At 45.1% G+C, this 11,393-nt stretch carries 13 protein-coding genes; 6 read left to right on the forward strand and 7 right to left on the reverse strand.

The annotated features are described in order from the left end of the window. The first annotated feature begins 95 nt into the window (after positions 1–95). From gap to B9J87_RS07795, 5 genes are all read left to right on the forward strand, one after another. Positions 96–1,091 carry a type I glyceraldehyde-3-phosphate dehydrogenase gene (gene gap / locus B9J87_RS07775; protein WP_094150050.1) on the forward strand — a complete coding sequence of 332 codons (996 nt, stop codon included), beginning with the start codon at positions 96–98 and terminating at the stop codon, positions 1,089–1,091. 155 nt (positions 1,092–1,246) lie between these two features. After that, entirely contained in the window at positions 1,247–2,131 is an 885-nt protein-coding gene (locus B9J87_RS07780) for a D-hexose-6-phosphate mutarotase (RefSeq protein WP_094145647.1), read from the forward strand. A gap of 119 nt (positions 2,132–2,250) precedes the next feature. Next, positions 2,251–3,072, forward strand: a complete 822-nt coding sequence (gene rlmA, locus B9J87_RS07785) for a 23S rRNA (guanine(745)-N(1))-methyltransferase (protein WP_017050211.1) — start codon at positions 2,251–2,253, stop codon at positions 3,070–3,072. A gap of 70 nt (positions 3,073–3,142) precedes the next feature. Next, complete coding sequence (locus tag B9J87_RS07790; RefSeq protein WP_217898081.1) at positions 3,143–4,066, forward strand: ChaN family lipoprotein; 924 nt, start codon at positions 3,143–3,145, stop codon at positions 4,064–4,066. Between the two features lie 150 nt (positions 4,067–4,216). Next, positions 4,217–4,567 (forward strand): hypothetical protein, encoded by a 351-nt coding sequence (locus B9J87_RS07795; RefSeq protein ID WP_017044563.1) that lies wholly within the window; start codon positions 4,217–4,219, stop codon positions 4,565–4,567. Positions 4,568–4,589: 22 nt separating this feature from the next. Here B9J87_RS07795 and B9J87_RS07800 read toward each other — a convergent pair whose 3' ends face one another. Further along, positions 4,590–5,030, reverse strand: a complete 441-nt coding sequence (locus B9J87_RS07800; RefSeq protein WP_010317229.1) for a YcgN family cysteine cluster protein — start codon at positions 5,028–5,030, stop codon at positions 4,590–4,592. 158 nt (positions 5,031–5,188) lie between these two features. On the opposite strand from B9J87_RS07800, the gene B9J87_RS07805 reads away from it, so the two are divergent. Next, the gene (locus B9J87_RS07805) at positions 5,189–5,437 is read left to right on the forward strand and encodes a YkgJ family cysteine cluster protein (RefSeq protein ID WP_013857235.1); all 249 of its coding nucleotides are present in this window, start codon (positions 5,189–5,191) and stop codon (positions 5,435–5,437) included. 77 nt (positions 5,438–5,514) lie between these two features. Here B9J87_RS07805 and recR read toward each other — a convergent pair whose 3' ends face one another. From recR to B9J87_RS07840, 6 genes are all read right to left on the reverse strand, one after another. Next, positions 5,515–6,114 (reverse strand): recombination mediator RecR, encoded by a 600-nt coding sequence (recR, locus tag B9J87_RS07810; protein ID WP_094150053.1) that lies wholly within the window; start codon positions 6,112–6,114, stop codon positions 5,515–5,517. Between the two features lie 35 nt (positions 6,115–6,149). Further along, complete coding sequence (locus tag B9J87_RS07815; RefSeq protein ID WP_013857237.1) at positions 6,150–6,479, reverse strand: YbaB/EbfC family nucleoid-associated protein; 330 nt, start codon at positions 6,477–6,479, stop codon at positions 6,150–6,152. An 82-nt stretch (positions 6,480–6,561) separates the two neighbouring features. Continuing rightward, a complete protein-coding gene (gene dnaX / locus B9J87_RS07820) occupies positions 6,562–8,706 on the reverse strand; it encodes a DNA polymerase III subunit gamma/tau (protein ID WP_094150055.1) in 2,145 nt (714 codons plus the stop codon). Positions 8,707–8,727: 21 nt separating this feature from the next. After that, a complete protein-coding gene (gene apt / locus B9J87_RS07825; RefSeq protein WP_013857239.1) occupies positions 8,728–9,273 on the reverse strand; it encodes an adenine phosphoribosyltransferase in 546 nt (181 codons plus the stop codon). Between the two features lie 157 nt (positions 9,274–9,430). Then, positions 9,431–9,796: a YbaN family protein gene (locus tag B9J87_RS07830; protein WP_017044101.1), complete on the reverse strand. Its 366-nt coding sequence runs from the start codon at positions 9,794–9,796 to the stop codon at positions 9,431–9,433. 331 nt (positions 9,797–10,127) lie between these two features. After that, positions 10,128–11,246 (reverse strand): response regulator, encoded by a 1,119-nt coding sequence (locus tag B9J87_RS07840; protein ID WP_017044561.1) that lies wholly within the window; start codon positions 11,244–11,246, stop codon positions 10,128–10,130. Positions 11,247–11,393 lie beyond the last annotated feature (147 nt).

Below are 11,393 nucleotides of genomic sequence, written 5' to 3' on the forward strand. Positions count from 1 at the left end.
AGTTAAGTCCGATTATCTGTTGCAGACATTTACTGGATTCTGTAATTTTACTACCAGTTATCTTTAATCAGAAATTAAGTTGTGGAGCAACTATAATGACTATCAAAGTAGGTATTAACGGTTTTGGCCGTATCGGTCGTTTCGTATTCCGTGCAGCGCAAGAGCGCAACGACATCGAAGTTGTAGGTATTAACGACCTTATCGACGTAGATTATATGGCATACATGTTAAAGTATGACTCAACTCATGGCCGTTTCAACGGTACTGTTGAAGTTGAAGCTGGCAACCTAGTTGTAAACGGCAAAACTGTACGTGTAACAGCTGAGCGTAACCCAGAAGATCTAAAATGGGATGCAATCGGTGTTGACGTGGTTGCTGAAGCAACAGGTCTATTCCTAGACGATGCAACAGCTCGTAAGCACATCACTGCTGGCGCGAAAAAAGTTGTTCTAACTGGTCCTTCAAAAGACGCGACTCCAATGTTCGTAATGGGTGTTAACCACGCTTCTTACACTGGTCAAGACATCGTTTCTAACGCTTCTTGTACTACAAACTGCCTAGCACCTATCGCTAAAGTTCTTAACGACAAGTGGGGCATCGAGTCTGGTCTTATGACTACTGTTCACGCAACTACAGCGACTCAAAAAACTGTAGATGGTCCTTCTGCGAAAGACTGGCGTGGTGGTCGTGGTGCTTCTCAAAACATCATCCCATCTTCAACTGGTGCAGCTAAAGCGGTTGGCGTTGTAATCCCAGAACTAAACGGCAAACTGACTGGTATGGCTTTCCGCGTACCTACAGCGAACGTTTCTGTAGTTGACCTAACTGTTAACCTACAAAACCCAGCATCTTACGCAGAAATCTGTGCTGAAATGAAGCGCGCTTCTGAAAACGAATTCGCTGGCGTTCTAGGCTACACTGAAGATGCAGTTGTTTCTCAAGACTTCATCGGTGAAATCAACACATCTGTATTCGATGCTAAAGCTGGTATCGCACTGACTGACAAATTCGTTAAAGTTGTATCTTGGTACGACAACGAAATCGGTTACTCAAACAAAGTTCTAGACCTAATCGCTCACGTTTCTAAATAATCGTAGTGTTTAGCGAAGAAATTCGTTAAGAACAAAAAGGCGGCCATTGTGTCGCCTTTTTAGTATCTGTCCCTTTCATTTGTGGGGCTGCGTTAGACAATCCGAGCCATTCCTTACTCAATTATCCGGTAGGAATGGCATGAGGTATCGAATTTATGGATCTGCAATCTCTCCCTACCCTGACTTATCTTTCTGACAACGTCACTATCGTTGAGAAAGAGGGCGTTAAAATTGTTCGCGTTATTCATGACAAAGCAACCGCCGGAATTACACTGCATGGCGGCCATGTCATCTCATTCACTCCTAAAGGACAAGATGAGCTCATTTGGATGAGTGACACGGCCATTTTTGACGGTAAAGCCGCTCTAAGAGGCGGGATCCCTGTTTGTTGGCCATGGTTTGGCCGTATTGCTGCACCAGCCCATGGTTTCGCACGCACCAGTGAATGGGCATTGATTGAACATAGAGAAAACGAGCAGGGCGTCATTATCGTGTTAGGGCTCGACCATTCGCCCCAAACACTGGCTATTTGGCCATTTCAATTCAAAACCCGTCTTTATGTTGAAATCGGTGACAAGTTAAAAGTCACTTTAGAAACGACCAATACGGATGAGAAAGCATGGACGTTTTCTGCAGCGCTGCACAGCTACCTCAAGGTTGGTAATATTACCCAGACCACTACTACAGGTATGGGCGTTGAATATATAGACAGCTTACAAGATGCAAAAATGTGTCAAGGTGGTTCAACACTCATCCTCACCGATACGATTGATCGCGTCTATACCGCGCCTGAAGCACAAATTCAGGTCCAAGATCCTGTTTTGAATCGCACGTTAGTGGTTGAAAACACTGGACACAACTCTGCCGTCTTGTGGAACCCATGGGCTCAAGGCGCTCAATCAATGGCAGATATGCCTGACGATGGTTATCAAACGATGCTGTGTGTTGAATCTACACTGCATGCCCCTTGCTTGTCCGCAGGAAAAACCTTGCAACCAGGTGAAAGCCATCAGCTCGTCACGACGGTTTTTTCCAACTAAGCTTTTTTGGCGAATTTTCCGTCATCATACTCATGCTGAGGGCAGTGAAATCACGCTGTCCTTTTTATTTCTAGCCGCAGACGCTAAACTGGCACCTTTGTTTTTCAAGCGAGATCTTCATGGCGTATCTGTGCCCCCTTTGCCAGCAACCTCTGTTGCAACAGCAGCAAATATTGAAATGTGAAAATAATCATCAATTTGATATAGCCAAAGAGGGCTACGTCAATTTGATGCCTGCACATCATAAACGCTCAAAAGATCCGGGTGATAATAAAGAGATGATGCAAGCTCGTCGCCGTTTTCTTGAAGGTGGACATTACGATCTGATGCGTCAGACGGTCGCTCAGTTGTGCAGTAAGTATCTGCAAGATTCTTCTTATCAGTTTTTAGACATCGGCTGCGGCGAAGGTTACTACACCCAATTTGTCGCTCAAACGCTTGCACAACACTCGATACAATCGGTCACCTATGGGTTAGATATCTCTAAAATCGCCGTCCGTTATGCAGCAAAGCGCTACCCTATGGTCAACTTTGTCGTTGCCTCCAGCCACCGCTTGCCCTTTGACGATGCTTCCCTAGCCGGTATATTACGAATTTATGCACCCTGTAAAGCGCAAGAGCTTTACCGCTGCATTCAAAACCAAGGAGTGGTGATTACCGTTACACCCGCGGCAAGGCACCTCTATCAGTTAAAAGAAGGGATCTATCCTAATGTTCAACTGCATGATGAAACCGCAGAAGAGATAGCTGGATTTACATTAGTAGAGCAACAAAAACTGCACTACACCATGGCATTAAGCGGTAACGATGCTTTTGATTTATTACAGATGACGCCGTTTGCATGGCGGGCCAGTGATGAGCTAAGAGCGCAATTAAAGCAAGCTGAGCAATTTAATTGTGAGGCCGATTTTATGATCAGCGTTTATCGCAAAGTTAGTTGATAATAATTCTCATTATATTGCAAATCCACAGTGTCTCCATTATTATGCCAAATTCAAAATGGAGACCCTCATGCGCTTAGTTACTTCTCTGGCTCTACTATTACCACTTTTTGGCTGTGCTTCGCACCAGCCGAAGCCCATTGCTCACTTTTATGATTACCAATTATCCACCTCTAGCGGCAAACCATTGAATCTCAATTCGCTGCCGAATGAGATAAAAAATGCCGATATCATTTTAGTCGGTGAGTGGCATACACACCCAGCCATTCATCGCTTCCAAACCGAGCTATTGGCACAACTCAGCCGCGAAAACACCCATGTTGCCTTGTCTATGGAACAATTTTCACGCGATGAGCAAGAGATACTGAACCGCTATCTAGCAGGAGAAATCGGCGAACAATACCTTATTTCTCAGACCAGAGCGTGGCCAAACTACCAAAGTGACTACCGCCCACTGGTTGAATTTGCAAAATCACAGCAGTTGGATGTCATTGCCGCTAATGCGCCTAAACCTTTCGTACGTTGTATCGGCAAAGTAGGGATCAAATACCTTGATAAATTAACGCCAGTAGAGCGGGCTCAGGTTGCACACCAAATTGACACCTCAGCCTCTCCATACAAAGCGAAGTTCATGGAATCAATGCACCACGGTTCAAAAGAGCAAACTGAAAAACAGTACGCAGCTCAGGTCGCTTGGGATGAAACGATGGCAGAAAGCATGGTGGATTATTTACAAAACCACCCGACAGCTCAGGTGATGCACATCGCAGGTAAGTTCCACACCGAGCAGGGTTTAGGCACGGCGCATTCTATCCTTCGTCGAAATCCTGATTTAAAGATTGCCATCATCACGCCCGTAGAGGATACCCAGGCGTCGTATCCTGATTTCCAACTCACTGTACTGCCAATTCCCACCGCCTATTTTCAAGCAGAGCATCGCATGCAAGCCTATCAACAGATAAAGAATCGCAACACAGATCTCACTTGCGACTAATTAGCGGCGAATAACGGGCCTGCTTATTCTTTTCATATAAAGTAGGCGCGTTTTTTGCTTGTACATGCTTCATACAAATTGCGAATTTTTTGCACAAGTTTTTCATAAATCTGTCGATACATTAACTGATGGCATTTATAGGAGAGAAGTATGACACCGGTAGGGACAAGCTCAGCGCAACTGCATTCACTCCAGCAAGTTAAAGCTCAAGCAAATTCTACAGCGGCATCCCCCCCCTCTGCCCCGCTCAAAGTGGAGCAGAATACCGTCACTTTGTCTGATGAAGGCAAAGCCTTGCTCGCAGCGCTGCAACAACTCGACAAAGAGAGTAAGTTAGAAAACAAAGAGAAAACCGTGACTGGCAAAGTGGAATCATTTGCTCATGGTGCTTTGGGGTTAGATCATCCAGATAAAAAACCAGAAGAAGATGATAGCTCCTATTCCGCAGGGAAATATTTTTCCGCCGCGGCAACAGTAGGAGGTTTGTTACTGCTTCTCTAGTCTTTTAGATTTCTATTGGATATTAATTGCGGTTTGGATGATTGATGATGTGGTCCTCCCAGTCGATAACATCAATCTCATAAACGACTTTGTTGCGAACACTTTCTTGCGCGGCGTGCATCGCCTCTTTGGAGCCGGTAATCAAAGGATGCCATTGCGGCAATGTTTTGCCTTCTGACAGTACACGATAGGCGCACGTATCCGGCAACCAGTTAAATTCATCAATTTTATCACGCGTCAGTTTTAAGCACTCCTCACCAGAATTGAAACGGTTTGGATAATCCTTGCATGAGCAGGTATCGCTGTTTAACCAACTGCAAGCGACATTGGTGTAATAGACCTCATCACTATCTTCATCCATTAACTTGTGTAAGCAGCACTTACCGCATCCATCACAAAGCGACTCCCACTCCGATTCCGTCATTTGTTCTAATTTCTTATTTTGCCAGAATGGTGTGCTCATGAGTCTCTATCTTACTTAACGAATGGGGTGCGTGTTATACCTCCACACCAAGCAAAGTTCAAGGATAAAAACGGCTTGTTAATTTAGGAAGCTATTGCTGTACACTTCGGTCACATCTGCTAGGATCGTCACCCTTTTCTTTTTATTGGTACTCAATTATGGAATGCAGACTTGGTTGTGGTGCGTGTTGTATCGCCCCTAGTATTTCTTCCTCCATCCCGGGTATGGAGCAAGGAAAGCCAGCAGGTGTACGTTGCATTCAACTTAATGACGCTAATTTGTGCAAGTTATTTGGTAAGCCTGAACGTCCAAAAGTATGCCACGAATTTAAGCCTTGCCCGATGGTCTGTGGCAACACGAACCAAGAAGCTTTGAGCAACATTACCGAACTCGAAAAAATCACTTGATGGCACTGCTTTGTTTGCCTTAATTGATGGCGTCACTCAAAATTGCCCCAGCAGCTAGGGCAATGATTCGAAAGGTGCTACAGCTTTTGTCTGCCAAGCAAAGAGTGTGATAGCGTCGTGCCATCAACAAGCTCAAGCTCACCGCCAACAGGCACACCATGAGCAATACGGCTCGCAGAGACTTGATGGGCGCGACATAATTCCGCAATGTAGTGCGCGGTCGCTTCCCCTTCAACGGTTGGATTAGTGGCAAGAATGACTTCGGCAATGCCACCACGTTGCAAACGGTAATCCAGCGTATCTAAACCAATATCACTCGGGCCGATACCATCTAAAGGTGATAAGTGCCCCATCAGGACAAAATAACGTCCAGAATATTGGCCTGTAGCTTCAATGGCCGCAATATCAGCAGGGCTTTCGACTACACAGAGTTGGCCGTTATCCTGCCGCTTAGGGTTGCTACAAATATGACAAGTTTCTTCTTCAGTGAAAGTTCGACATTCACTGCAATGTCCAATGTCTGTCATGGCTTGGCTTAAAGCATCGGCGAGTTGTAAGCCGCCTTTTCTATCGCGCTGTAACAAATGAAAGGCCATACGCTGTGCTGACTTGGGACCCACCCCAGGCAGACAACGTAAGGCCTCCATCAAATGCTCCAGCATATGACTGGTACGCATTAGTAACCTATTTTGTTTGTTAAAAAGGTTGTTTGTTAAAACGGCATCTTCATACCTGGTGGTAATTGCATACCGCCAGTGACAGAAGCCATTTTTTCTTTTTGAGTCTCTTCCACGCGGCGCGCAGCATCATTGAAAGCGGCGGCAATCAGATCTTCTAGCATCTCTTTGTCGTCTTCCATTAAGCTTTCATCAATCTCTACACGGCGTACGCTGTGGCTACCAGTAATGGTCACTTTTACCAGACCAGCACCAGACTCACCAACCACTTCCATATTCGCAATTTCTTCTTGTAGCTTTTGCATGCGCTCTTGCATTTGTTGGGCTTGCTTCATTAGGTTGCCCATACCGCCTTTACCAAACATGTTTATCTCTCTGGTTGAATTGAGTGTTTCACATAAGGTGGGGTCATAACATATAGATTCAACCCCACACTCGCTTAATTGATTAAATCGGCCGCACACTGTCGCGATCAAGTTCCGCATCAAAACGTCGCTTGAAGAACATTACGTGAGGGTCAGCCTCCAAGCTGTTCAATGCTTGCTCTAATTTGAGTTGGTAAAGACGCTCTCTAAGCTCCAATGGCGTCTCACCTTGCTCACCAATGGTCACGCTAATATGGCACTCTTCAGCTAATGTCTCATTGAGCGCTTCTAACAACTCGCTTTGTGCTTTATAGGTATTAAGATGGGCCTGACTTGGCCGCAGCACTAGCTCAATTGATGAGCCCGATTTGTGGTAGACAGAATTAAGTGCTAATTGTTCCACTAACTTGGCAATATCGAGCTGGTGGATCAGAGCTGCCCACTCATCTTGTTCTATCGATTCTGCAAGTAACTTTTCTGCCATCTCTGGCGTTTTAATATGTTCTAGCGCTTGCTTAATTTGTGTCGGTGTCAGCTCTGTTTTTTGTTGTTCAACCACCACAGGTTGCAGCGTTGGACGCCACTGATAAGGCTCGTTGTCCAAAGTTGGGACAGCCTCAGGAATGGATGTGGACAAAGGCGACACTCGAGCTGATTTTCCATGCGAGGCAACACGCTCAAGCACAGATTCAGATTTAGTCGATGCCGCATTAGGCTTTTTTGTCCCGTTGCTCTTTGTTTCATTCACTCCTTTTGCTGGCTGAGCAACCCCTTGGCGCTGTGAACGCAACTGGTGTCGCAGCCCTGCAATCGGTGAGGGACGTGGAGCTGAAGAAGGTGCTGGTGGTTGAGGAACTGGTGCAGGCTCATACGATTCTGGGGCATATTCCATTGCACTGGACATGTCATCATTCATATCCGCATAGCGGTTATCGTAATCTTGAACGATGCCATAATCAGGCTGAGTATCCTCATGCCTTTGTGGCTCATTAACCTGACTATCCGATACGGGAGCCACCGACGTTTGCGTAGGTTCAGTTAGAGGCGTTACCACTGATACAGGTTTTTGTGAAGGAGTGCCGTGGCTTGGCACTGCGACATCTGAACTCACTTCAGTACTGAACGTATTCACCAACGATACCGAAGCAGGACGAAACGCCATCATACGTAGCACAATCATTTCCAGCCCCGTTCGAGCGGTTGGCGAGAGTGCTAAATCTTCACGTCCTTTTAAAGCAATTTGATAATAGAGCTGCACATCTTGTGGGCTCAGTGCTTTGCTAAGCAGTTGCACTTTCTCTGAGTCAGGTTGGGTTTTGTCCAGTGTTGCTGGCAACGCTTGATACATCGCAATACGGTGTAACTGCGCCGAGAGTTGTTGTAGTAATCCATCCCAATCCACACCATTTTGTGCTAAATGTGCAACGCTATCCATCGCCGTTTGAGGCTGTTTACTGCTAATGGCTTGCAGTAAATGGAGTGCTTGATCTGTGTCTAGCGTGCCAAGCATTGGGGCGACTACATCGGCCATCACCTGGTTATTACCTAGTGCAATCGCTTGATCAGTTAAGCTAAGTGCATCACGCATACTGCCATCGGCAGCATGAGCGATCATTCTTAATGCTCTCGCTTCACAAGGGATCTGCTCTGCCGCTAAAACATGCTCAAGCTGATCGTGGATATTTTCAACACTGATCGGCTTAAGATGAAACTGTAAGCAGCGCGATAAAATCGTAACCGGCAGCTTTTGCGGATCTGTCGTAGCGAGCAAGAATTTCACATACTCAGGCGGCTCTTCCAACGTTTTAAGCAAAGCGTTAAAACTGTGGCGCGACAGCATGTGAACTTCATCGATTAAGTACACCTTGAATCGACCGCGAGCAGGCTTGTATTGCACGTTATCAAGTAATTCGCGCGTATCTTCGACTTTGGTTCGTGATGCCGCATCTATTTCTAAAAGATCAACAAAACGGCCTTGGTCAATCTCTCGACAAGTATCACATTGGCCACAAGGTGTGGCCGTAATACCTGTTTCACAGTTTAACCCCTTGGCAAACAAGCGACCAATCGTCGTCTTGCCTACACCACGTGTACCGCTGAATAAATACGCATGGTGCAATCTATTTTGGGCCAACGCATTTTCTAGTGCAGTTAAGACATGTGCTTGTCCCACCACCTCATTAAATTTTGTTGGTCGCCATTTTCGCGCTAAGGCAAGATAACTCATGAGTACGTCCAGTTGATTAGCTTAGTGACCTTCAAATTCACAAATACTATAAACGTTCAGGCCCAAACCTTGTAAACGTTTGTCTCCGCCAATTTCAGGCAGGTTGATGACAAAAGCCGCGTGCTCAACTTCACCACCAAGCTGGCGGATCAATTTAGTCGTCGCTTCAATCGTACCACCCGTTGCCAGTAGATCATCCACCACCAGCACTTTATCACCTTGTTTGATCGCATCAACGTGAATTTCTAATGTGTCAGTACCGTATTCCAATTCGTAAGATTGAGCTAACGTTTCGCGTGGTAACTTACCCGGCTTACGTACAGGTACAAACCCCAAACCAAGCTCTAAAGCCAATGGCGCGCCAAATAGGAAACCACGCGCTTCTGTACCCACAACTTTGGTAAAGCCCATGTCTTTATATTTTTCGACTAATAAAGCAATGGTTGCTTGATAGGCTTTTGCATCCTCTAGCAGGCTAGTTACATCACGAAACAAAATGCCAGGTTTTGGGTAGTTAGGGATGCTTTGAATGCTCGATTTGATCAAAGAGATAGTTTCGGTTGTCATAACTTACATTTACTTAGATTGGCTCTTCATTTCTCACGATACATTTACGTATCAGAATGATAGAGCGTGAGCTCTCAGCAACATAGATAAGCCACAATATCTTAGCCGCTGAAAAAACAAACGCCCATTCGAAGAATGGGCACACTTCCCCATAATGCTAGTGATTTTCTTGTTGGTTAGCAACCTGCTCATGAGTGGGAAGTCGAATAAACCAAGTGATCAGGACCACAAGCATAGTAAACAACATAATTTTGAGCCAAAAGTGTGGGACAACCCAGATGGAAAAAATAAAGCTTAGAATAATCCACAAACATCCCCGTTGTTTCACTTGCCGCGAAACAGCGCCATGTTGCTGCCAATTATCCAGTATTGGGCCTAGCGTCTGATGTTGATGCAACCAAGCATGAAAACGAGGGCTACTTCGTAAGAAGCAAGCGCTAGCAAGGAGTATGAAAGGGGTTGTGGGGAGTAGCGGTAAGAATATGCCTATCACGCCTAACAGAAGGCAGAGCCCACCAGCCACCGTAAGAAGAAAATGACGAATATTGATGGTGAACTCCCAACGTACTATCCAACTCAGAAAGTTGAATAACCATTAAACACACGGATCCAAGTCAGTATTGCTGGCAATGTAGGGATCGAAAGTACGGCAATAAAGCCTAAAAAATAAAAAATGTTGTAAGGTTCTTTAAAATTCTGCTCTTCCATCATAACTTCTCTAGTGTTGGATGACTCCGTTCGTTTTGGCACCATAAACAAAGTTAATGTAACGTAAACGAATTGGGTGATTGTTGTTCTAGACGCGAACTATACCTCAAACAAATCACCGCAAACACCGACTAAAGATAAGGTTATTAACTGCTGCCACCTTGGTAAATATTGAGTTTGAAACTACTCGAACCTAAGCGATTAGTTGATAGCTGACAAGTTGAGTTGATCGGTAAATCTTTAGTGATAAAGTTTTTTAAACAGTTCTGCCCAAGGCTAACACCCGCAGCAATATGTTGAGTTAAGTAGCCATTTGACCATTGACTGTCGAGCCCAGCTGGCAGGATAGAGAGTGTACCTTCGCTTAAATCCGCAATACCGAATACTGCGTTGATTGGATTAGCACACTCTGAGCATTCAATACCTTTTTCCAGTATGTCGGCAAGGTCTTTCAGATCGGCACTGAAGCTTTTTAAGTTGCGAAGATAATCGTGAAACAGAGCACGAACGAGCAATGTTGAAGCCACACTATTTTCATAATGAGCATCTGAATCGACCAAGTAAAAGGCAAACTGCCCGTTCATCAACCACGCATAGTCAAATACCAGCGGCATCACATCCGCCGATTGTAAAAGACGGTAACTACACTTCCAACTGCCTTGTGAAGTATCCTTTTCTGGTAATAACGCGTGCAGCAAATCTTTCGCGGTACTGGGGTTTTCTCGTAAATACTCCAGATGCCAATGCAACTCTTGTTCTTCTGGAATATCACCACCATCATCGACCCGGAACCATTGCGTCGAAAAATCGCGCTGATCAGATAAACGACTGAACGTATCTTCGAGCGTACTTTCTATTGCACTGCTTAAATACTGGTGGTTACCAATCGGTTTAGGAAGAAAATCCTTAACACCAAATCGCAGCACTTTTGCAACATCAGCCATTTCATCAGTTGCAGAGACCACAATCAGTGGCAGCGAGGGATACTCAAGGCTCACCTCTTCAACAAACTCAATGCCGTTCAGTACTGGCATTGCTAAGTCACACACAACAAGGTCAGGCTCCGCATCTTTTAACTTGCGCAACCCCTCTAAGCCATTTTCAGCTTCAAGCACTTTATAGCCTTGAGCCGACAAATAACCACTGGTTATTCGCCTAAAAATTGGGTCATCATCAACGAGCATGATCAGTTTTTGCTCGACGTGCTGATTATCTGAAGGTTTTTTCGCCAAGAACTCACTAGCCTGAATGTGAGATTTATACATAATCCTGCCTCACAATGCTTTTAAAAAGCAGTCATTTTATTGTTATAGGATAAATTGATAGGTTACTTTATAAAGTAGTCGCAAAATAAGATTTATACAAATGTTCCACTTTGTAACTCGGTTGCATACTATATATATGGGCTATGT

Source organism: Vibrio sp. V19_P1S1T109, from assembly GCF_002241375.1.
In the GTDB taxonomy this organism is placed as follows: Bacteria; Pseudomonadota; Gammaproteobacteria; order Enterobacterales; family Vibrionaceae; genus Vibrio; species Vibrio anguillarum.